This is a genomic window from Lunatimonas lonarensis (assembly GCF_000390185.1).
GTDB lineage: Bacteria > Bacteroidota > Bacteroidia > Cytophagales > Cyclobacteriaceae > Lunatimonas > Lunatimonas lonarensis.
The window spans coordinates 1-23,792 of record NZ_AQHR01000104.1 but is presented as its reverse complement, the minus strand read 5'-3'; the positions used below and the strand labels follow the sequence as shown (position 1 = coordinate 23,792).

Here is a 23,792-nt window from a genome sequence, read left to right as displayed (position 1 = left end):
TTAATAGCCAGGGTTTTGCCTTAGGTTCTCATTGTTTCGAACTTCTGCTGTAGGGATCGGGAACAACAACTCCCGTGCGGTCACCGTGGGACCGTACACAAACTGATGTCCCACATAATCCTCAAACTCGCCGGTGGTCACGTTAAAGGCTTTTCTCAAACGCACCATATCAAACCACGTCTTGTTCTCATAACAGAGCTCATGCCATTTTTCTTTCCAGATCGCTTTGCGAAGCTGATCCTGCGTCAAACCCTGGAGATCTGGCAATTCAGCTCTTCGACGAACCTGATTTACAGCATCATAGGCCGCCTGCGATGGACCATTGGCTTCGTTGAGTGCTTCGGCATAGATAAACAATACCTCAGCATAGCGATACACAGGCCAATTCATCCCGCTACTGGTCGTCACTAGTTGCGCCTCTAGGTCGAAATGCTTCCAAAGGTAGTAATCACCCAATTGTCTCACCTGGTTCCTGTCTGCCCGCAGCGTGAACTCCGTAAAGAAAAACTGCTTCTCTTCGGTTCGCTTATCCCCTGGCTCAAAAGACCGTACAAAATCGGCATTGGCAAATATCCCACCCGTCTCTGCATTGTACTGGCTGATGCCCCTATTATAGGGAAGGATGGCCTGCTGAACCGTATTGGGCTGAATAAACGCCGCATACTGAATCATAAATATAAACTCGCCTTGGTTCTTCAACGATACAGTGTTCAGATCAGTGAGCCTTGGAAATAGTGAAAACTGTCCGGAATCAATAACCTCCTTGGCTTTGGCTGCCGCCATTTGATAATACTGAGACCCTTTTTGTAGGGGATAGCCCGCCATCGTCAAGTATACGCTGGAGAGCATGGTTTTTACTGCACCCATGGAAACCCTTCCCGTTCCTTCCCGGAAGGGAAGGCCCGACGTCTCCGCAGTAGTCAGATCTTCTACAATCTGATTGTACACGGCCTCCACTGAAGATGGTGACGGATACATATCAGGCGACGCCAGGTCGATTACATCCGTAATCAACGGAATTTCCCCAAAAATCCGAACGAGGTGGTAGTAGTAGTATGCACGCAAAAACCTGGCTTCTCCTAGCAATCGGTTCTTGGCTCCCTGATCCATTTGGATTTCCGGGATTTTGTTGATCGCCAAATTTGCATTTTGGATACCTCGATAGTAGGTGGTCCAATAGGTTTGTCCGTAGTCATTATCCGAGTTGTTGATTAGCGAACGAACAAAAAGACTGTTTTGGGCCTGGCCAAGTTCGGTATCCGCCAACCCTGTAGCAAACTCAAGCATCATCCAGGGACCACCACCAAACCCACTTGTCATTATGGGCGGAAGGCCCGCATAGATCGCATTGACCACGCTGGTAGCATGTTCCGGACGGGTAAAGTAATTTTCAAGGGTGAAGTTCGACTTGTCTGTTTCTTCCAGAAAATCGGCACATGACCATCCGCTAACCAGCAAAAGGCCGATGATCATTGTTCTAGAAATAGTTTTTATATGCTTTTTCATAGTTTCAAGATTTTTGTTCCCACCTTACAGGCCTATATTAAGTCCCAACATAAATACCCGAGGTTTAGGGTATGCATACAAATCAACTCCCTGATCAAATGGGGCTCCGGAAGTAGCGACTTCAGGATCATACCCTTGGAACGGCGTGGTCAAAAAGAAATTCTGTACCGATACGAATGCCCGCAGCCTGCTCAACTGAAGCTTTTGCACCAGATGGGGCTGAAATACATAGGCGAACATCAGGTTCCTTCCTCTCAAAAAGGAGCCATCCTGAAGCCTGTCCGTATCGTTGAATGTATTGTAACCGGCTGACATAGGTCTGATCTCGGCGATATTGGTGTCCTGATTTTGAGGTGTCCAGGCATTTAGCACCGTTCTAAAACTGTTGGCTATGCCGGTACGGTCCTCCGCCGAGTGCTTGCTTCTCCAAAGCACGCCATTGCCATACATAAACTGCAAGTCGACAAGCAACTCGAAGTTCTTGTAGTTAAAGGTATTCATCAAAGTACCGAAACCTTTCGGAATGCCCTGTCCCATGATCACCCGGTCACGGTCGTTGATTACACCGTCACCGTTTACATCTTCATACCTGATATCGCCGGGTAGCTTTCCAAAACTCGCTGCCAGGTCTGCCTGATCCAGATTCCACGTGCCCAAGTGAACAAATCCAAAGAAGGATCCTACTGGATAGCCCTCCCTAATAATAGTGGAGCCTGAGAAAATATCCGCTCCTCCTGTCAGCTCCAGTACCGTATTTCTGTTCAGGGAAATATTAAAATGGGTATCCCATTTAAACCCTTTGGTATCCACATTCACGGAGTTTACCGCTATCTCGATGCCTTTGTTCTCCATGCTGCCTATATTCTGGGTAACATTGGAGTATCCACTGCTGGAAGGAACCGGCGCATTCAGGAGCATATCCCGGGTAAGCTTGCGGTACAAATCCAGTTCAAGGGTCAGTCGGTTGTTGAAAAGACCCAGTTCCAATCCCATATCAGTCTGGAAAGTTCTTTCCCAACGAAGGTCCGGGTTGGCCAGGCGGTTTACCCCCAATCCGATTGCCCGTTGATCTCCAAAAATAACCATGTAGTTCCCCATACCTGCAAGGGACTGGAAGGCCGGAATCTCCGAGTTTCCGGTAACGCCATAGCTGGCACGCAGCTTCAAATTGGAAACGGTATTGCTGTTTTTAAGAAAATCCTCTTCTGACACCCTCCAGGCAGCTGCTGCCGATGGGAAGACTGCATACTGGTTTGCGGCACCAAACTTGGAAGAACCATCAATCCTACCGGTGAAGGTTACCAAGTATTTTTCCTTCAGGTTGTAGTTGAACCGTCCGAAATAGGAATTCAAAGCATAAGCGGTATAATTGGAAGTTGTTTGGAACACATTCGCTCCAGCTCCCAGGTTATAAAACTTGAAGTAATCATCCTGAAAATCCTGCGACCTGGCCATGGAGTTGAACCGGTCCACCTGCTGCCAGGATAGACCCAGCAATGCATTGAACGACTGGTCCTTGTTGATCTCTTTGTTGTACGTCAGGTAGTTTTCAAACTGCCAGGAGTTATGGCGATCGTTCGTGACCGAGGCATCCCCACGTTGGTTCCGGGCAATGAAGTTCAACATCCGACCTCCGTAATAATCCGTACGCTGATTGATGATGTTGGTGGCTAAGATAGATCTAAACTCAAGCCCCTTTGCCAGGTAGAAGTTCGCATACACGTTGCCGAGCAATGTCTGGGTATTGAGGTGATACACCCTGTCTTCCACTACATGAAGGGGGTTATTTCCTCCCTCCATACCAGGATAGTGCTCATTGCCTCCCCAGCTTCCATCTGGATACCTTACGGGAATGATCGGCAAGGCCTCCAAAACCTGACGCATGGCTATGATACCCCCTGCACCCAACGGGTCAATCTGGCTTTCCCGCTGATCGTTGTAGGAAAGAGAACCGCCTACTTTCAGCCAATCTTTGATCTGGCTGTCAAAAACAAACCGCGCAGCGTAGCGCTTAAGCCAAGAACCACGCATCAAACCCTCTTCGTTTCGGTGGTTCAAAAAGACGCCATAGCTGTCCTTTTCGTTACCTCCCGTGAAAGCCAGCTGGTGGTTTTGGGTAAGTGCCTGACGGAAGGATTCATCCTGCCAATCCGTATCATACAATGGGTTTCCATTGGAATCAAACAACCTGGGATCTGTACGCTTCAACCTCGGATCTCTGTAAATCCCGTTGGCCCATCCGTTGGGATCATATTTCTGTGCGTTCTGGTAAGCCAGTTCCTCTACCCTCAAGAACTCTTCGGAATTCAACAATGGAATCTTTCTTGGCAGTACACCTACGCTGAAGTCCGTGTCGTAGGTGATTATACCCCCTTTGGAACTACCGCGCTTGGTCGTGACCAAGATCACCCCATTGGCACCACGTGCGCCGTATATCGCAGTGGCCGAAGCGTCCTTCAGAACTTCCACAGAGGCAATGTCATTGGGGTTGATGTAATCGATGGGGGTACTACCATTGGCTAGTCCCGTCGCATGAATGATCACACCGTCGATCACATAGAGCGGATCGTTGGCGATACTCACAGAAGTGTTGCCACGAATACGTATGTTGGCACGTCCTCCCGGTCTACCGGAGTTTACGGACACGTTCACCCCCTGAATCCTTCCAGAGAGTGCTTGGTTCAGGGAGGCTGCCGGCCTTTCCTGAAGTGCCTGTGCACTCACCGATCCTACCGATCCGGTCAAATCCGATTTTCGCTGGGTACCATACCCCACCACGATCACCTCTCCCAAGTCGGAATAAGAGGAACTTAAAAAAATCTCCATGTTCGTGATACTGGAAGAAACGACCGTCTCTTTGGTCTCATAGCCTATAAAACTGGCTACAATCACTTCCCCGTCAGACACCTGAAGGCTAAACTGCCCGTCAATGTCTGTCACTGTACCTCGCTGGGTACCTTTCACTAAAACCGACACCCCCGGAATCAACTCCGAGTCTGCCTGAGACTTCACTACGCCCGTCAGGGTGCGGGTTTGCTGGGCAAATGCTCCAGACCCCACCAACAGGCCGACTACACACAGGAGCAACCACCTGCCCCTGATCAATTGGTACATTGTCAGATCCATAAATCCTTGGTTTAAGATGAGTATATTGTTTTATCAGGTTTATTTTGTTTTTTACAGCTGCTATAAATTAAAATAAACGCTAGGTAAATCTAAAATATAAGAAATACATCTCTATCCTGTACTGTCCTGCTCTATCCTATATTCTTTGATATTATGATACTTAAAAACGTGCCAAAAAAGTATAATAGCCATCGATCAAAGAACCAGTTTGCCTTCCAACAGGATTTGAAACCGACAATCAGAAAACCTACCAAGGGAGTAGTATACCCTCATTTACCTAAGGATGGTAATAAATCAGGCAAAACACGGCACTTGAAACGACTACTCCGCTGGTTTTAACTATTAGTATGTGTATTTTGCGACGGAAACCCAGCTTAAAACACCACAAACCATCATGTACCAACCCATTATCCGCCCACTTATTTACGCCACAGTCGTCCTGTTGACCTATTGCACGCCGAGATCGTCAACGGATTCCGCCGAACAGGCAGACGAAGAAACGGTTTTTCTTTTCTCCTACTTTGTAGGCAACGGAGAAGACGGCCTGCATTTTGCCTATTCGGAAGACGGGTACACTTGGGAAGCATTGGCAGAAGGAGCCTCCTTTCTTGCACCTACTGCCGGTGAAGACAAACTCATGCGGGATCCCTGCATCATCCGGGGAAAAGATGGAAAGTTTCACATGGTATGGACCGTCAGCTGGAATGAAAAGGGGCTGGGCTATGCCAATTCCGAAGATTTAATCCACTGGTCTGAGCAACGATTCATTCCTGTGATGGCCCACGAAGAAGGGGCGAGGAATACCTGGGCACCCGAAGTATTCTACGACAAGGAATCCGACCTCTATATGATCTTTTGGTCTACCACGGTCACGGGGCTTTATCCGGAGACGCAATCCCAAGAAGAAAATGCCTACAACCACCGTAAATACTTCGTCACCACCAAAGACTTCGAAACCTTTTCGGAAACCAAGCTATTCTACGAACCCGGATTCAATGTAATTGACGGGACCTTGATCAAGGAAGACGGCGAGTACATTCTGTTTATCAAAGACGAAACCCGCGAGCCGGCCCAGAAAAACATCCGAATAGCCAGAAGCTCCCGGCTGACCGACGGATACGGGCCTGCAAGTGCGCCGATTACGGGCGACTACTGGGCCGAGGGGCCTACGCCTGCCAAGGTGGGAGACAGATGGATCGTCTACTTCGACAAATACATCGACCATCAAATGGGTGCAGTGGCTTCCTATGATTTGGTTAACTGGGAGGATATATCAAACGAGGTTAGTTTCCCGGAAGGAACCAGACATGGCACGGTGTTTTCAGTCACCAAGGCAGAGTTCGAGCGTTTGGTAAAAACGGGACCCCAAACAACTCCCTAATCCCTTCTGACCAGTCGGAGGAAACGGCTTGAATCACCTTTCTTCACACGGTAGCCCAACAGATGAAAGATCTCGCGGTGCAGAAAACTGGCTACCCGGGTATCAACCAAAAACATATTCGCCTCCACCGGATCCTTCCTGATTCCGGGAAACTTGGTTATCAGTTTCGAAAAACCCAATTGCCGTAACCATTTGGACAAGTGCATCCAGAATGCGGAAACCCTCTCGATGATAAAAAAACCATCGCTGCCCTCTGTCTGGTATAATGGCATAAAAATCCTACCGCCAAACTTGGCAGCAATCGTTCCGGTGTTATCAGCCGCAAGCCGCTGCCCTTTTCTGACCGGCATGAAATTTACGAATCCGAGGTCCATCGCAAATCCATCCAAAGGCAGCACCTCGTGCCGGTGAAGAATTTCGTAAAATCCGGGGACAATCGTCACGGAGGCTGCCAGCTGTCGCTCCAGGTTGAGGATCCTTGAAGGCGAAAGTGAAAGGATCCGGCTATGTACCAACATCAGGATCAAAAAGGCACGGTGTCTGATAACAGAGGTATCGGACTCATGCCTACCTGCCTCAAAACCCAAGGCCGGGTACCCAAGGTTATTGATATGGCTCATTAGGGGACCATCCAGGAACTCTTCTATTCCAAGGATCAATGGCAGGGGAAACTTTTCGGCTAATTGCCGGTTGGGGAGGGAATCGTTAAATGGGAGAAATGCCCCGCTCTCCGCAGAGGTGGTGTGCAGATCCAAAAAGCAAATATTTCCTTGCCCATACTCCGCTACGATGTCGGAAATAACACCGTCCAGTTCTTTCATCTCGGCCAGTTCGTGCACGGGCGGCCAGCGGGCCTCAGGAATATCTCTAACTAACGCCAGGTTCTCCCCAGTCCAAATCCGGTTCAGATCCTTATCTACAAAGCGACGGCCTAATGCCAGTGCCCTTAGGTTTCCTCGAATAATGAACACATTCCCGTTCAATCCATCTGGATCGAGGATGCCCTCCTGCATCAAATCAATTGCCGCCTTGATAGAAGCCTTTTCGTTTCCGTGAATACCTACAAAGGCGACCAACGTAGGACAATGCTTACCCTTTTCACACCTAAAGAGGTACCGATCATCCATCAACCGGGCTTTGGTAATTCCTTCGGTCTTTTGCTCAGGCTTGATCATTTTTCATCTTTTGCCAGAGTTCACGGGTATCCCTATCCGTGATCAACCCAATCAATCTGTTGCCCTCCACTACCGGCAGGCAACTTATTTGTTTGTCCACCATTAACAGGATGGCAAATTTTATGTCTGCATCCTTTCCTATCGTGACCAGATCGGTGCGCATGACGCCGCCGGCAGAAAGCCACTTCCCTTTGCCTGAATCCTCCTTTACACTTTCGATCATTTTGCGGGTGATCAGCCCTTTCAGATTTCCATGACTGTCCTCTACAGGCACATGGCGTATACCTTTCCATTCCATGATTTTCTCCACCAAATCAAGAAGATCTTGTTCCTGAACAGTAATCAGGTCGGTCTTCATAAAGTTTCCAATCCAATCGTAGGGCATCCTACAGCCTTCCGCCTCACTGGGAGCAGCAAGGGGCCAGGTATGAACAGGTGCTCCGGTCTTCCTCCGTTCGTAGAGAATGGCCGTGATACCCACCATGGCCTCCTCTCTAGACATTTTCCTCTTTAGCTTTCTGAATCCCTTTACCGTCCACACACTGCCATCCAATCCTTTTTTTACCCTGCCCTCGATCACCGACATATACCGGCTACGCTCTGCTTCGTCCAGTCCGCACGCTTGAAGCCCATCTGTCGCAAGGGGAATCAAGTGGTCAAGCAACAACTCACGGGAAGGAATCGCCCTACCTTCCCAAATCATGCAGCTTTGCAGGCCTGAGGTGGCTGCGCGATAAAAATTCGCCTTGGTGTCTTCAAAGGACCTACGGCGCCAACTACCCCGGTAGTGGTCGGGCATCGCCTTCATCAGGCCTACCCAAAAAGCCAAATTGGCCACCTCATCAATGACAGAAGGGCCGGATGGCAAATACCTGTTTTCGATACGGAGATGGGGCACACCCCCTCCCACTCCGTAGCAAGGCCTATTCCAGCGCCAAATCGTCCCATTGTGCAGGTTTAATGCCGCCAGCTTAGGAATACCTCCCCGCTGCAATACCTGCATGGAATCCTCCTCGACCTTATCCGTAAGCAACAGGGTAAAACGGGAAATGGCCTCCTTGTAAATTTCAGTGATCTCCCTTATCCAGCCCCTCCCAAAGGAAACGCGCTGTTCCTTTTCCCGAAGGTGATATCCCTTGCTGCGGATGTCAATGCTTTGCTGAAACAGCGATATCCGGGTTTCGCTCCACAGCTCCCTTCCAAACAACAGCGGCGAATTTGTACAAGCGGAAAGCACCGGCCCGGAAATCAACTGTGCCCAGTTGTATTGGTCTACAAACTCATCCGGATCCACCTGGAGATGACACTGAAAACTTGTGTTGCATGCCTCAAACAAAATATTGGTGTGTGCCAAAATCAACTCGTCCACCCCCAGAATATTCAACTCAAAATCCTCGCCCCGCAATTGCCTGATGACCTCGTCCAGGGCAAAGAAACGTGGATTTGGGGTCATGTAATCCAACTCCCCCGAACGCACGTCGATCGACGGCATTATACCTGATAAGATGATTTTGTCTCCAACTGCTTTGGCAGCCTGATCGGTTTTCTTCAGCAAGGTATTCAGCTGCTTTTCCATTTTGACAAAACACTGCCGTTTTAACTCCAGCGGATCCAGATTGATCTCAAGGTTATAAAGGGCCAATTCCGCCGTCAAATGGGGATCATTCACCCTATTTAAAACCGCAGGAGCTTTTTTTGAGGGCTTATAATACGCATCAACCAGGGACAACTCCTGCTCGGCACCGATGCGCTGAATGTTCCGCTCGATAAGGTTTTGCCGGAGCATCTCCTCGAGGGCTTCTACATCGAGTAGCAGGTGCTTTAGAAAGCGCAAACGGTCCTGCTTGCTGGTTTTTGACCGGGCTCTATGCTTGTCCATACATATTTACGGTTTTGATTGTTCGAAAAGGATCGGCGAAAATCAACAATCCACCCAATTTACAGAAAGGGCCAGGCCACCCTCCGAAGTCTCTTTGTACTTTCCGTTCATATCCCTGGCGGTTTCCCACATGGTGCGAACCACCTTGTCAAGGGATACCTTGGTGTGTTCCAGTGAGGTTTCCAGTGCCAGTTCCGCCGCGTTGATAGCCTTGATAGCCCCCATGGTGTTGCGCTCGATACACGGCACCTGTACCAGACCGGAAATGGGATCGCAGGTTAGGCCCAGATGGTGCTCCATGGCTATTTCAGCCGCTGTCAGTACCTGCCCGGGACTACCCCCCAGCAGCTCGCATAGACCCGCCGCCGCCATTGCACTTGACACACCAATCTCTGCCTGGCACCCACCCATGGCAGCTGAAAGCGTGGCGTTCTTTTTAAAGATACTGCCTATCTCTGAGGCCACCAACAGAAAACGGATCACCTCCTCCTTGCCCGCCGATTTATGCACAAACGCCAGGTAGTAAAGCAATACCGCCGGAATGACCCCAGCACTGCCGTTGGTAGGAGCGGTTACCACCCTGCCCATGGCAGCATTTACCTCATTGACGGCCAGCGCAAAACAGCTTACCCACTTCAGCATACTGCGAAAATCCACATCCAGGGCGCGAATCGCAGCGAGCCAGGTTTCGGAATCTCCGTATTGGTCTTTTCCGAGCAGTCTGCTGTGCATTTCTGATGCCCTACGCTTGACCCGTAGTCCACCCGGCAACTCGCCCCCTGTATGGCAGCCCGAATAGATACTGTCCTGCATCACCTCCCAAATATCCCAAAGTCCCTCACGAATCGCCTCCTCTGTCCGCAAGGTAAGCTCGTTCGCCCAAACGATATCAGAAATCTGTTTCCCCTCGCGGGTACAGTATCCCAGCAGTTGGCTGGCTTTCTCTATCGGAAAGGGAAACTCCTCCCGCAGGACAGGTGAAGCATCCGCCTCGCCGTCCTTTTGCACGAAGCCCCCACCCACAGAATAGTAGGTCTCAGTGAGGAGCCGGTTATCTATTGTTGCCTCAAAACGGAGTGCATTTGCATGAAAGGGCAGAAACTCGTTATGGAAGACAATATCCGTGGCCATATCAAAGGGCACAACGTGTGCTCCGGAAAGGATGAGCCGTTTTTCTTCTTTGATCTTCCCTACAACTTGGTCGATCTCTGCGACTGGAAAGCGAACCGGATCCAGTCCTGCCAATCCCAGCGTCACGGCCAAATCCGTCGCATGTCCCTTTCCCGTTAATGCCAGCGAACCATACAGGTGAACGGAGATTTTCTCCAGCGCGCCAATCCGGTTGGCTCCAAGTTCGTCCAAAAACCGAATCGCCGCCAGCCAAGGCCCCAAGGTGTGTGAACTGGATGGGCCCACGCCGATTTTTAACATATCAAAGACAGAGATTTTCTCCATAGGGTGGTTGAGGGGATTGAGTGAGCGTTTGACCCCCCTAAGATACGGGGCAATTTCGAAAAAACGCCGGCATCACTTTTCAAAAACAATGCCGTCCGGCCTGGCTCCCAGTTGCTTTAGGCTACTGCTCACATCCCTCACCATTTCCTCCGGCCCACAGACGTAAAATTCCTGTGAAAAATCGGAAAGTTGCTCTTTCAAAAACGCCATATTCACAATCCCATGGTAATGCCCATAAACGCGCTCCTCGCTCAAAATGGAGATGAAGTTTTCTCCCAAAAGATCAAAAAAGTAGGATTCGAGCAATACATCTTTTCCCCGCTTATTGGCAAAGATCAGCTTATGGCCTGCCAGACCTCCCTTTGATTCGAGCATTCTAAGGATACTGATAAATGGCGTCACACCGGCACCTCCCGCAATGAAAACACCAGGGCCGGTATAGGAAATGGCACCCCAGGCATCTCCGATCAACAGGCTATCGCCCTCGACCAAGCCATCCACTTGGTAGGTAACCCCATCGTGTTCCCGGTAAGATTTGATCACAAACTCCAGATGGTCATCTTCAGGGAGGGAGGTGAAGGTGAATGGGCGCTTTTCATCCCGCCATCCGTCCTTGTCTATGGCCACTTCCGCAGCCTGGCCCGGAACGAACGTGTACCCTTTGGGCTTTTCCACCTTTATTTCCTTCACATCGTGGGTAAGTGATCGTACACTGATAATTTTTACCTTATTGCTCATATTTACAGACTGTTTGGTTTTGAGGAGTACCTGCACAAATACCGTTCTAATCTTTCGATTAGACGTTTTAAATGATACCTTGCCCTAGAATCCAAGTTATTTAGCCCTATGAACAGGCGTATTTTGGGCAATTTGCTCCTCGTATTCGGAATTTTAATCCTGTTTGGTTGCGGAGGTAGCGATCAACTTTCGGAGCAGGCAAGTGTCTCATCCCTGGAAATATCCGATACCAAGGAAAACGCTACCTATATCTTCATGACAAACAAAGCCTGAAATCGACTATTTTCGCTACCTTTACGACAGGCCGGATCATTTGTCCGTCCTAGGTGTTGATGGAGGCTATCTTAGAAAACATGCTCTTCCAATTCTCCTACCTGACATGGTTTGGGGTGACAATTCTATATTTTTTAGTACTCTATTTTGGCTTAGGGACGCTTTTTCTTCGGACTTGTAAATTCCTGACGCGTAACAACCTGCTTCAAAGGATAGATCCCCGGGAGGCCTCCAGCCGTCAGTCCCGATTCGAGATGGGGCACTCCCTGAAATCAATCTTTATCTTTGGGTTTTCGTCGCTCCCCATCATCTACCTGATACGGACGGGAGTCATCGAGCTGCTGCCGAACACGTGGGTAAACATCCTCTGGGGCCTGGCACTGCTTACCCTATGGAACGAAGTCCACTTCTACGTGGTCCACCGGATCATGCATCTCAAACCCATGATGCAGCATATTCACTACATCCATCACCGATCCACCGTTCCCACCGTTTATTCGGTGTATAGCTTTCACTGGCTGGAAGCATTCTTACTGAGCACGGTTCCATTGACCATTGTGCCTTTTATCCCCTTCTCGATCGTGGCCGTTTTTCTTTACCCCACAGTCAGTATCCTACTGAACTTCGCCGGGCATTGCAACTACCGGTTTGGTGATGGCAAGGGTGACAGCTGGCGGCTTTTTGGAACGGCACACCACGAGCACCATAGCAAGGGACGGAAGAATTATGGATTTGCCCTAAACCTGCTGGACAAGCTATTCTCCAAACCGACGAAGTAACCTATGCAAGAAGTATATATCACCAGTTCCGGCTCCTTTCTACCCAACTCGCCGGTTTCCAATGCAGAAATGGAAGATTTTCTGGGCCGTATCCATGGAAAAGACAGCCGAAACCGAGAGCGCATACTAAAACAAAACGGCATCAAAACGCGCTACTATGCCTTGGACAAGCGGCAGCAATCTACCCATTCCAACACCGAGCTAGCTGCACAGGCCATCCGAACGGCACTGGACAGAAGCAGCCTGCGGGCAAGCGAGATCGACTTATTGTGTACGGGAACCACCCAAGGGGATCTGCCCATACCGGGATTTGCCAGCATGGTACATGCCGGTCTGGATCTGGGTACCTGCGAGGTTTCCAGCCACCAAAGTGTGTGCGCCAGTGGTATTATGGCACTGAAGAATGCGTATTCCCAGATAAAATCCGGGGAAAAACCAAACGCCCTAGCCGTTGGAAGTGAATTTGCCAGCAGGATGTTCAAAGCTTCACGCTTTGAGGCCCAAGGGACGGATTCCCTTCCCTTTTCCGTGGAATTCCTCCGCTGGATGCTTTCCGATGGTGCAGGGGCATTCGTGTTGCAAAACCAGAAAAACAGGGCCGGGATATCCTTGAAAATAGACTGGATTGAGTTGAAATCCCATGCCCATGAATTTCCGGTGTGCATGTTTACCGGAAAAACAGACAACCGAAACGAAAGCGAAAAAACCTGGCTGGACTACTCCAGCTACGAGGAGGCCTCAGCCGCCGGAGCCATCAATCTCCGCCAGGATGTGCGCCTGCTGGACAGCTTGGTAAAAACCGGTGTGGCGCACTATTTTGAACTGATCAACCAGGGAAAAATCCAGCCATCGGGCATAGACTGGTTTTGCTGCCACTACTCCTCGGAGGTATTCAAAGGCCCCATCAAAGAACTGATGATCAAAGGTGGTGGAGAAATCCCCGATCCGAAATGGTTTAGCAACCTTCCTACCAAGGGAAATACCGGTGCAGCTTCGATCTACATCATGCTGGATGAACTGCTGTATTCGGGCAGGTTGAAAGCGGGAGACCGCATCCTTTGCATGGTGCCGGAAAGCGGCCGTTTTATTACCTCCTTTATGCACCTCACGGTGGTCGGGGAGGACACGGCCGAAAAGAAACCCTACACCATCCGGGAAATTGAATCGCCGGAACTGAACCTGTCCAAGAACGAAACCTCCGAGTGGCTCATTCGAAACCTCGCCCAGGTCTGGATTGATTTTGAGACCGAATTGCTCCAGGTGCCTGTCGTCGCCAAAATCCATCAGGGAAATCTCAGCCTGGCCGACTACAAGCTGCTCCTGACCGACCTGCGCCAACAGGTAATAGATGGCTCTCAGTGGATCTCCCGGGCCGCATCCCATATCGACATAGGGTTGTTTGAGCTGCGGTCGGCCTTTATCAAGCACACCGCTGCCGAACATAAGGACTATCAACTGCTCGAACTGAATTTTGAAGCCCTGGGAGAGGATCCCAAGACCATCCGAAGTGGTGAGAAAAACATCGGCACCGTGGCCCTTACCTCCTTCGTTTTTCAACAGGCCAGTAAACCCAATCCCATAGACCTGCTGGGGGCCATGTTTATCATCGAGGGCATTGGCAAACGCCTGGCTGGTTACTGGGGAAGGATGATCCAAGATCAACTTGGTCTGCGAGACGATCAGGTTTCCTTCTTTACCTATCACGGGGTGGCGGATGAAAACCACTTCCATAACCTGGAAAAGGCCCTAGAGCACCCACTTATGAACCTGGACTTGGCCAAACGCATTGTCAAAACGGCCAAAACAACCGCCAAACTATATACCTTGCAGCTTAACGAGCTCGGCAATTACTAAAAGTAACACCCCATGGACTACCTGACCCACGACGAACGAGACCCAAACCCCTGGCTGGCCCTCTACCTGGACGACAGCATTCCTATCAACTCGGCCACCAAGCGGGCCCTTATGCGGGACAATTCCTCCAAATCAGTTCGTTACCTGCTTCCCATCATCGAAGTATGGTCCAAGATCACCATGTTTTTTATCCATGTATTCAAATACTTTGTGCCCCGAGGCCTGAATTCGTCGCGGGTACTACACCAGATATTGGCATGGGGGCTGAAAAACTTTGTGAGCCCAGATGCCAACTTGCTTATATTTAGGCACTTCCATGTGGGCACGGAGATCCTGCAGTTTATAGCCGGCAATGTACAGGGAGTGGCCTTAGCAGGAAATCCCCTCAAGCCCAAGGATTTTGACAGCATCAAAGAAGACCTGTTTTTGAAGCACGATCTAAATCTCTATAATTTTGTCATCAACCTAAACAGGCAATTAAAGGAAAAGGGGCTGACAATCCGACCACCGGAAAAGCTTGACCTAAGCATGATCACCGAGGATCAGTTTGACCACATAGTTTTTCCCAACCGATGGACCAACGTGCTGGACCTTCGCTCGGCCATTGAGCTGTTTACGCCCTTCTACCAGCTGTTTCTGACTGCGAACGATTTTGTGCGCGCTTCCAATTCCCTGCAACTGGACGAAACCATTGCGATCTACACCTCGCAGATCTTGGGAACCCCCGCCCATTTGGGTTTGGTGAACAACAAGCACCCGATGGTGCCGGAAACGACCTACAGCGCCGCCTACCGGTTGGTGCTACATGGCCTTGCGGCCGAAACACTGCATGAAATCCTGGTAAAAATGAAGCTGAGCAAGCAAAGCGATGGGATCATCACGCCACATTAGTTTGCGTTCTGATGCCTGCCCTCCCCGAAATGCCTTGTCCTGAATAATTCGATGGTATAGTCGAGAAGTCCAACATCGCCGTATGCCCCGTGGCCGGGAACTACAAGTTTGACATCCGGAAACCGCTCTTTGATGTTCTCTACCGTTTGGGACCAGGCAGAAACATTGGCGTCTCCCAAATATCCCTTTTGTGCACCCAACTCCTTGATCAAACACCCTCCAAACAATACCTCCTCACTGGGGAAATACACGACCACATTATCTTCGGTATGGCCTTGGCCGAAGTGTTTCGCCAAAATAATTTCCCCACCCACCTGGAAATAAAGTGAATCCTCGAAACCATACTGGGGCAGGGCAAAATTGTTGTCAACTGCAAACGCAATGGTTTGGTGCGAAGCATACGAAGGAATCCCACGGCTTGCAAAAACCGGCAGCCCTCCCAGGCAATCCTTGTGAAAATGGGTAGGGACCACTCCTTTCACCTGAAGGCCGCGGCTGCTTTCCAGCCATTGCAACAGCACTTCCGAGCTGCTGTCGTCGGTGGGAGTGTCGAATACGAAGGCCTCCCCGCCCCCTGTAAGCACAAGCCCATTGCAGGCTACTTTTCCAAAGTCATCTGTTTGAAGATAAGAGGTGTGGATAAAGGCGTTTTCGGAAACCTGCGTGACCACCAGTTCCTCAGATCGAAACAGTTCCTGGGGGAAAACCACCTGCTTTGGAGGGGCACTGCATCCGGCTAGGTATATGGCCGAAAGGACAAAGAGAAAAGACTTCATAAGGGGATGGTTGTCGTGAAGTGGTTAAACATGTGAGCTTTTACTTCATATCGTTATCTTGTTCCCGACCTCCCAAATCAGGTTGGGGTATCCGCACATCAGGGCCGGTGGGAGAACCCCAATTAACCACCTTAAAAGATACCTTGTACGAAAAAACGAGGTCTTCGGAGTCCTTGTGTTCATTCCGTCATCGGCAAGGTATATATTCATGCGGAGATTGGGCACCATTTTCGTTCTAAACGGGTGTAATTAAACTTGAAATGTGCCCACAAATGGTCAATAACCCACTGCCTGCCCATCTTTACGGGACTCAGACGCACCATAATACACCCCGTCCTTCACCATGATGGCCTGATACCCACCGTAGATGCCTTTGTCCATGCGGATCACATGTCCCTTGTCCATCAATTCGCTGATGGTCTCATAAGGGAATCCGGACTCGAGAAAGGTTTCGCCAAGCCCCGGCACCCTGCCGCCCCGGGCCGATGTGCCGGAATGGAAGATCCTAGGCGCGTCCCCGGCCTCCTGTAGATTCATCCCAAAGTCAATAAGGTTCATCACCACCTGCACGTGACCGGGCACCTGCATATCCCCACCCATCAGCCCAAAACTTACAAAGGGCTTCCCTTCCTTCGTGATAAATGCGGGAATGATGGTATGAAAAGGCCGCTTCCCAGGTGCATACTGATTGATATGTCCTTCCTCCAGCACAAATCCCGAACCTCTGTTTTGCAGAACGAACCCTAATCCTTCCGGTACTACCCGCGAGCCTAACCCTGAAGACAAACTCTGAATCAGGGAAACCATATTTCCATCTTTGTCGGCTACGGTGAGGTAGACCGTGTGATCCCCAGCGCTTAGCCCCGGATGGTACTCGCCGGCCTTTGCAGGGTCAATAAGCGCCCTTCGCTCGGCCGCATACTTCTTTGAAAGCAGCTCCTCAAGCGGGATATCGCCAAAATCTGGATCTCCGTAAAACATTGCCATATCTTCAAATGCCAATTTCTTGGACTCCAAAAAGTGGTGCAGATGCGCCGCACTTCCAAAGGGCATCCCGGACATATCGAAACCCTCGAGGATATTGAGCATCTGTAGGACAGAGATCCCCTGTCCGTTCGGTGGCAGTTCCCACACGTCGTAGCCCCGGTAGTTAACCGACACAGGCTCCACCCACACTGGTCTGTTGTTGGCCAGGTCCTCTTTGGTGAGGAAACCTCCCTGTGCCTTTACATAATCAGCAATGGTGCTGGCTACCGCCCCCCGGTAAAACCCATCTCTACCCTCTCTCCCGATGATTTCGAGGGTTTTGGCGAGATCCGGATTTTTGAGAATTTCACCCTTTCCCGGAAATCGGCCATCTGTAAAAAACACCTTTTTGAACGAGGGGTTGTCGGATTTTTGGACACTCTCTTCAAACGTCCTAAAAAAATCTGCCACCTCCGAGGTAACGGGGATGCCCGCCCTGGCATACGAAACAGTTGGTGCCATCAGGCGGTCCAAATCCAGCACACCAAACTTTTCGTGGAGTGCAACCCAACCGTCCACACAGCCGGGCGTGGTAATGGAAAGGGGACCGCCGCGGTAGGACCTTCCCTGATCTACTTCCGCCTTCAGCTCTGCATAGCTGAGCGATGCCGGAGATTTCCCGCTGGCATTAAGCCCAAACAACTTCTGCTCCTTGGCAGACCATACGATGGCAAACAGGTCACCGCCAATTCCGTTCATGGCCGGATCCGCCAATCCTAAAAACGCATTGGCGGCAATAGCTGCATCTACCGCGCTACCGCCCTCTTTTAGGATATCTAAGGCTATCTGACTGGCGATGGGGTGATTGGTAGCAGCCATACCATTTTGGGCCAACACCTCAGAGCGCGTGGCAAAGGACCTACCAGAAAGACGGTCCTGCGCATTCAAACCGGTGAGTCCAAGACAACATAAAGCGATAAGGGTAAAACTGGTTTTGATCAGATTCATAAGCACATCTGGGCTTTATTTCAAATAAATAACGACTCATTGCTGTCCTGGCAACGACCGGTCGACGAGAGGCACTATTACATGCGATTGCCCCCACCTACATGGAGTACCTGGCCGGTAATCCATTCCGCCTGGTCCGACGCAAAGAAGATCACCGCCTTTGCAATATCTTCCGGCTGCCCGATCCGGCGGAGTGGGTACCCCGCTGCCAGTTCCCTTTCCACCTCCTCCGGCATCCATCCAGTCTGCACGGCACCCGGTGATACCACATTCACGGTGATGCCGTAAGGGCCCAGCTCGGTCGCCGCCGAACGTGCGTAGCTCTCCATGGCAAACTTGCTGGCACCGTAGGAAACACTGGACGGATGGCATCGGGAGCCATCGGTCGTAATATTGACGATACGGCCCACCTTCCCTTCCCGCGCAATATGCCTTTTGGCAAACTCTGCCATCATCAAGGCGACCGCACGGCTATTGACCTGAAAATGGGCATCGTGTGTTGCAGCAGATAAGGACTTGAGCGAATATTCCTTTGCAAAAACCAGATCTTTATCCAATACGGCCTGAGGCAAGAAGGTATCCGGATCGGCCAGGGCGGCATTGTTTACCACTATATCTACCCGGCCCCAGCGCTCCTCCGCTAGATCAAACAGCATCGGAATCGTCGAAGGATCCGACAGGTCCGCCTCAACGGTGAGGCAGTCCGCGCCCATACCCCGTATCTCCTTTGCGACCCAATCGCCGGTTTTTCCGATTTCCCCGCAATAAAACGCTTTCCCGGGAGCAGTCGCCTGCGCCACGGTCTCTGGGGTCTCTCCAAAAAACTCCGGGGCCTGACGCAAGTACGTGATCAATACCTTCGCGCCCTCTCGGGCAAAAGCTACCGCGATGGAAGCTCCAATTCCATGATTTGCTCCCGTTACGATTACCGTTTTTCCTTTCAATCCTGTATCTACCATTGCTACCGCTTTTCCAGCCTATTTCACAACTTTTCACACGGTTTGAACCCTAAGTTACAACTCCCCAAACACCTCATCCAGATCCAGCTCAAAGCCTGGTAGTGCCTGAGAAGCTACCCGGTCGCCAAAGGTAAACAGGCGGGAGGATCGGTAATATCCGGACTCGAGGGTATAGATCAGCAGGGTGCGCTCGTCGGGATGTACCACCCAATATTCCCGGACGCCAGCTGCCTCGTACACTTCGTACTTGTGCTGCAGTTCCTTCTTATTGTTCCCCGGCGACAGGATCTCCACGACCAAGTCCGGGGCACCTACGCATCCCAAATCATCGAGCTTCTCCGGGTCGCAGACCACGCAGAGGTCCGGCTGTACTACCGTATCGATTTCAGTTGGGTCTTTGGAGGAGATCGGAAGCCGCACATCAAAGGGAGCGGTATACACCCTACAGGTTCCCCCTTTTAGAAACCCGTGAATTCTCGTCACCAATGCGACCGAAAGCTCCTCATGGATTCTTCGGGGTGCCGCCGCCTGCCTAAACACTTTCCCCCGGATCAGTTCGACCATCTCATCCAACTGCCAGGTCAGGTAATCGGCATACGTGTAGGTACCATAGGCAAAGTTAGGTTCCTTGACCAAATTTCTATCTTCTTCCTCTTCCATAGTCTTATTCGTCGGACATCAGAAATTAAAGATAAGGAAAATGTTTCGCTTTCTTGAGAGAAGACGGGGCGACTGCATGATGAATTGATGATTTTAGGTATTTGATTTTGAGGTTTCTATCAGTTGTGGGAATGTCCAGTGTATTTAATCTCCCTCCTTTAATCCCACCCGAAACAACCGGAAATAATCCCGCTCGACTTCCTCGTCCGGCTTTTCCAGCATCCATAGTTCCCCGTTTCGGATGACCATCGAAGTTGGTAGCAGTCCCTCAAGAACAAAATGCCAGCTGAGGATTAGCTGAAAGTGGAACCGCCGTTAGTTGACTGATTGTGTTGGGCAAGAAACCTTCTCAACCCAGGCCATTTTGATCTGGCAACTTGCAGCCTATGACCATTCTGCATTATTACGCATTTCTCCTTTGGTTGAAGGGATTGGATTAATGCTACATTAAGCAGACAGCTCCTGCTGATTTTAAAAAAGGTTTCCGGCAATTCACCTTCCACCTTTTTAAGTGACGAGCAGCAAGAATGGCTGCTTCCGTCTAGGAAGAATACCGTGAGCAGGTAATCGTTTACTGCAAAATAAGTGACCGTTTCCAGCTCGACTTTAAGGAGCTTCTGACTGCATTTTAGGATTAAAGAATCACCATTCATAAAAATAAATTTAGTCGTGTAACTAGGTCGATAAGATAGAAAAAAAAGAATGAATTCAAATTGATTTAAATTAGAATTGCGCAAATTTTTCTAATTGCCAGCCAAAAAGGAAGTTGCCAAACTTACGGCGGATGAATGCCCTGCCATTTGGTTAATGGTAATTTGTATTTTCAGATAAGCCATCAATTGAACCTCGAAGAACAGAAATTTGAGCTGTACCTTCAAATTGAGAATAGGTTCCAATTTTTCAGCCTGCGCATTCGGGTATTGTAGTGCAGGTTTTAATCATCCCTCGGTTTTACAGGGTGGTAGAGTTTGTTTTTCAATGTTCCGGCCTCTGCAAAAGCGGGTCTCCAGCGCATGGTGCCATCGGAGAGTATGCCTCTGCTGTTGGGACTGTTGTCCATGTAGAATCGGTTTTCAAAACCGTCCGGAACAAATTCCCCCATACCTCCAAAGTCGCTGATGGAAAGCCCACTTTCGTAGAGCAAGGTAGGGATCAATACCTCATGGTGACCGCACCATTTGCTTGACAGTGCCTTGTGGAGCAGCTCCAAACCGGGTCTTGAAATCCGGTAGATAGGGTTAAATGAGCGGATGCGTTGCTTCTGGGGAATCACGAAATATGGATGTGCCAAAGCGGACCACCATGGCCACTCTGGCTCATCTTGGTAGCGACGAATGTGGCTACTGATAAAGTCAGCGCCTACTGAGGAAAACGCCTCAAAAAACGCCCTCCAATCCCCCGAGAAATCAACGTCCTCTTCTATGCACCAGTAGTAATCGTAATTCGGATGGGAAAGGTAGAATTTCAGCAAGGGGAAATGGTTGCTTCCCGGAATTAGTGAAAAGCCAAGTGGGAAATAGTTAAGCGATGTTAGAACGTCGTCAGAAAAAGTAAAAATCTTAAAACTATTCAAGTCCTCTGATAAATCTTCTACCGACAAATGGTAGAGCAGAATGGTGTTGCCCAATCCAAGTGTGGATGTATATAACTCCCTATATTTATCGATTAATGAGAAGGAAGTTCTGTTACTTAAAATTAAAAAGCAAGCTTTAAATTGCTTATATTTCCGCATAGGTGTCAATTTAGCGAGGGTAAATCAAATACCGCAATTCCTGGATCTTCATCTGTAGTGACTCCAAATATTTTCCCAGTGCCCTCGTCTACTGCCAATGTTCTTATAGACATATCAAGCCTCAGTTCACCTTGTATGTTTCCTTCGAAATCGAAGACATATATTTCCATGGCATTTTCATTGGTCTCCATTATTTGTTTATTCGTCCTTCCGCAGTAAAGGCCATATATGAATTTGTCTCCAATGCATACATCCCTATAGGTATAGGCTTCGTCTGCACTTACGATTACCGCGGGCGATTGCCCCGAACCGCTTACTATCTTGAATTTTGGAATTCGGTTTTCAGGTCCATCTACCATGATGATTTCTACTTCTTTCTTATGTAAAATCTCGAGCCTGTCTCTACGCACACCAGCGGAGACATAGATGCCTTTTTGTTGACTTCCTTTAAACCAACCTTGGTGCAAATCCCCCATCATAAAATCGTTCATTTCTTTCCTGACCAAAAAATCCTTCCAGCAACCGTATCCGCCTAGTCTTGTCCCATCGATGTGATATTCGACGAATTGATGCTCGTCGTTGGCGGATCTGCAAATAACCGTTGTGTCCGAGGACCAGGCCATGGCAATAGCTAGGAAGAAACTTCCACTTTGCTTTATTTGCCGATCCGAAAGATACAAAGTATCTAATAAGCTAAATTCTGAAAATCGTTTTTCTGTAGCACTATAAACCCAAAACGTGTCTTCCATATTTCCTTCATCCAAAATCCACACGTCAGATATCTCACCCGGACCAAAGCCGATAACACCCTTCGAAAATTGATATTCCATAGTAGTACGGTCAACGACATGGATAGGCGGGACTACCATATTAGTCTTCGGGTGCTCACCGATAACAAGGTGATTCTTCTTCACCAAAAGCTTTTCTGGCATTATAATTTGCCCGAAAGAATATTTTTTTCCTTTTAACATTAGAACCTTTGGTATAGATTCATCCGAAAACTTTTTTGTGGTTTTATTTGTAGATAAAATACTTTCACAGCTATCGTTGAAAATAAGGGTCAGCAATGTTATAAATAGTAGAGTGCTATAATATTGAACATTTTTAATATTCATTTTTTGAATTGATGAAAAAGAGGTGTTGTGTGATATAATAAGATAGTACTTCTTTCTGTTTTCCATAATGAAACATCACTCAATTAAAGGCAAATTAAAAACTGCAATTCCCGGATTTTCATCTGTCGTAAGGCCATACAATTGGTTTGTTTCTTCATTCACTACAATCCCTTCAATCGAACGATCTAGATTTAGTTGCATCAGGCGCTTTCCATTATGAGTAAATACATATATTTTTGTGGCCAATACACTAGTTTCCCGGAATTCAAATTCACCGATTCCACCATATAAGGCAAAAATATAATTTGAGGTGATTGTTAGATCTCTGTATCGATACTTGTTTTCTTCTAGTGGAATATATAGACTGGCTGAATTCCCCTTCCCCATCATTTTAAATGTAGGCAGCCCTAGGTCCGGCCCGTCGACGGTGATAAACTCTTTAGTCTGATAATCGAAGATTTCAAGTCTGTCTCTAAAAATACATGCGTGCGCATAAATTTTATATCTTGAATTGCCTTTGAACCATCCATCATTCAATCTAAACAAATCGAAAGAATCAAGGTAGGGATGTTGACTCACTTTTTCCCATTCTCCATAGTTATTCAATTCTTCTCCGTCTTTAGTAAATTCAATTAATCGATGTTCATTTTCTACAGAAATCCCCAAATAACTTGTGTCTGATAAAGGTGCGATCCTAACTACTTTGAACATAGATGATGGTTGTTTGTATTCGTAGTTGGCTAGCCTACTCGAATCGTGTAAATTGAATTCTAAAAACTTTTTATCTTGGGAGCTATATACCCAAAAGCTATTTGAGCTTCTTCCCTCAAAAAGAACTTGTGCTCCAGCTAGTTCAAGTGGCCCAGTTCCTCTGATCCCTTTCGCTCGATAATAGGACCAACTTTTTGTGTCAATTACATGTATGGCTGGCTTATCCGATGACCCTCTATTACTTTCAAGTATAAAGATGTAGTTTTCAATTATTTCAATTTTACTTGGGTTTAAAATTTCGTCAAAGTCCCTTTTAGTTGAGGAGATATTTATTGATTTTAGATCTGTTTCTTTAAATATTTTATAATTCTGACTCTCTTCTTTTTCATAGCAGGAAAGAATCAAAATAAATGCAATTGTGTAAATACGATATATGTTCATTTTTTAGGTACAATAGCTATAATATACATTTTGAGGCAAAACCTACTGTTTTATTAAAAATTCGTAGATCAACCAATTGATAACATTTGGCTGATCTACGAACTAGTGGTTACGGGCAAAAAGTACCGAAATAGACATAATCGTTTGGAAATTCTACACCATCACGATCTACACAGCCAGTACTTTTAGATTGGCAGCAAACATATGAGCAACCACCATCTGCTTCCACATCAAAAGAGTTAAACAATCCCACACTCATGGCCACCACTCCCGCGGCCACTGTGGCTTTCTGTAATGTCATTTTCTTTTTCATGATATAAATGATTTGAATTAGGCATTTAATAAATAAAGGCTTTGTAGGGGTAGG

General features: G+C 48.5%; 20 protein-coding genes. 5 read left to right on the top strand and 15 right to left on the bottom strand.

Features of this window, described 5'->3' with window-relative positions; translation table 11 throughout:
• Positions 1-1,506, bottom strand: coding sequence for a RagB/SusD family nutrient uptake outer membrane protein (locus ADIS_RS17720; RefSeq protein ID WP_035806785.1), 1,506 nt, complete (start codon positions 1,504-1,506; stop codon positions 1-3).
• Between the two features lie 24 nt (positions 1,507-1,530).
• Positions 1,531-4,632: a SusC/RagA family TonB-linked outer membrane protein gene (locus tag ADIS_RS17715; protein ID WP_010856041.1), complete on the bottom strand. Its 3,102-nt coding sequence runs from the start codon at positions 4,630-4,632 to the stop codon at positions 1,531-1,533.
• A 394-nt stretch (positions 4,633-5,026) separates the two neighbouring features.
• Between ADIS_RS17715 and ADIS_RS17710 the strand changes: the two genes are divergently transcribed.
• Positions 5,027-6,013, top strand: coding sequence for a glycoside hydrolase family 43 protein (locus tag ADIS_RS17710; protein WP_010856040.1), 987 nt, complete (start codon positions 5,027-5,029; stop codon positions 6,011-6,013).
• On the opposite strand, the gene ADIS_RS22450 is transcribed toward ADIS_RS17710, so the two are convergent.
• From ADIS_RS22450 to ADIS_RS17690, 4 genes are all read right to left on the bottom strand, one after another.
• Positions 6,010-7,188 carry a M14 family metallopeptidase gene (locus ADIS_RS22450; RefSeq protein WP_010856039.1) on the bottom strand — a complete coding sequence of 393 codons (1,179 nt, stop codon included), beginning with the start codon at positions 7,186-7,188 and terminating at the stop codon, positions 6,010-6,012. The two genes, ADIS_RS17710 and ADIS_RS22450, sit on opposite strands and share 4 nt — an antisense overlap.
• Entirely contained in the window at positions 7,175-9,067 is a 1,893-nt protein-coding gene (locus ADIS_RS17700; protein ID WP_010856038.1) for a CBS domain-containing protein, read from the bottom strand. Before ADIS_RS17700 ends, ADIS_RS22450 begins: the two co-directional genes overlap by 14 nt.
• Positions 9,068-9,109: 42 nt before the next feature.
• Positions 9,110-10,522, bottom strand: coding sequence for an L-serine ammonia-lyase (locus ADIS_RS17695; protein WP_010856037.1), 1,413 nt, complete (start codon positions 10,520-10,522; stop codon positions 9,110-9,112).
• A 72-nt stretch (positions 10,523-10,594) separates the two neighbouring features.
• A complete protein-coding gene (locus ADIS_RS17690; RefSeq protein ID WP_010856036.1) occupies positions 10,595-11,260 on the bottom strand; it encodes a ferredoxin reductase domain-containing protein in 666 nt (221 codons plus the stop codon).
• 108 nt (positions 11,261-11,368) lie between these two features.
• Between ADIS_RS17690 and ADIS_RS23025 the strand changes: the two genes are divergently transcribed.
• Genes ADIS_RS23025 through ADIS_RS17675 form a run of 4 tightly spaced genes read left to right on the top strand, consistent with a single transcriptional unit; the run spans position 11,369 to position 15,057 of the window.
• A complete protein-coding gene (locus ADIS_RS23025) occupies positions 11,369-11,533 on the top strand; it encodes a hypothetical protein (protein ID WP_010856035.1) in 165 nt (54 codons plus the stop codon).
• A 59-nt stretch (positions 11,534-11,592) separates the two neighbouring features.
• On the top strand, positions 11,593-12,312 hold the full coding sequence (locus tag ADIS_RS17685) for a sterol desaturase family protein (RefSeq protein WP_035806843.1): 720 nt from the start codon (positions 11,593-11,595) through the stop codon (positions 12,310-12,312).
• Between the two features lie 3 nt (positions 12,313-12,315).
• Positions 12,316-14,166 (top strand): StlD/DarB family beta-ketosynthase, encoded by a 1,851-nt coding sequence (locus ADIS_RS17680; protein ID WP_010856033.1) that lies wholly within the window; start codon positions 12,316-12,318, stop codon positions 14,164-14,166.
• Between the two features lie 12 nt (positions 14,167-14,178).
• Positions 14,179-15,057, top strand: coding sequence for a DUF6999 family protein (locus ADIS_RS17675; RefSeq protein ID WP_010856032.1), 879 nt, complete (start codon positions 14,179-14,181; stop codon positions 15,055-15,057).
• On the opposite strand, the gene bla is transcribed toward ADIS_RS17675, so the two are convergent.
• From bla to ADIS_RS17630, 9 genes are all read right to left on the bottom strand, one after another.
• A complete protein-coding gene (gene bla / locus ADIS_RS17670; RefSeq protein WP_010856031.1) occupies positions 15,054-15,833 on the bottom strand; it encodes a subclass B1 metallo-beta-lactamase in 780 nt (259 codons plus the stop codon). The two genes, ADIS_RS17675 and bla, sit on opposite strands and share 4 nt — an antisense overlap.
• A 276-nt stretch (positions 15,834-16,109) precedes the next feature.
• Entirely contained in the window at positions 16,110-17,807 is a 1,698-nt protein-coding gene (gene ggt, locus ADIS_RS17665) for a gamma-glutamyltransferase (protein ID WP_035806782.1), read from the bottom strand.
• Between the two features lie 77 nt (positions 17,808-17,884).
• Positions 17,885-18,766 carry an SDR family NAD(P)-dependent oxidoreductase gene (locus tag ADIS_RS17660; protein WP_010856029.1) on the bottom strand — a complete coding sequence of 294 codons (882 nt, stop codon included), beginning with the start codon at positions 18,764-18,766 and terminating at the stop codon, positions 17,885-17,887.
• A gap of 54 nt (positions 18,767-18,820) precedes the next feature.
• Entirely contained in the window at positions 18,821-19,426 is a 606-nt protein-coding gene (locus tag ADIS_RS17655; protein ID WP_010856028.1) for a Uma2 family endonuclease, read from the bottom strand.
• Between the two features lie 293 nt (positions 19,427-19,719).
• Entirely contained in the window at positions 19,720-20,079 is a 360-nt protein-coding gene (locus ADIS_RS23720; protein WP_035806780.1) for a LytR/AlgR family response regulator transcription factor, read from the bottom strand.
• 281 nt (positions 20,080-20,360) lie between these two features.
• Entirely contained in the window at positions 20,361-20,897 is a 537-nt protein-coding gene (locus ADIS_RS17645) for a DUF3405 domain-containing protein (protein ID WP_162141585.1), read from the bottom strand.
• Between the two features lie 266 nt (positions 20,898-21,163).
• Positions 21,164-22,339, bottom strand: a complete 1,176-nt coding sequence (locus ADIS_RS17640; RefSeq protein WP_010856024.1) for a BF3164 family lipoprotein — start codon at positions 22,337-22,339, stop codon at positions 21,164-21,166.
• A 9-nt stretch (positions 22,340-22,348) separates the two neighbouring features.
• Complete coding sequence (locus ADIS_RS17635) at positions 22,349-23,425, bottom strand: BF3164 family lipoprotein (RefSeq protein WP_010856023.1); 1,077 nt, start codon at positions 23,423-23,425, stop codon at positions 22,349-22,351.
• Between the two features lie 109 nt (positions 23,426-23,534).
• On the bottom strand, positions 23,535-23,792 hold a 258-nt coding region (locus tag ADIS_RS17630), incomplete at its 5' end, for a hypothetical protein (RefSeq protein WP_035806777.1).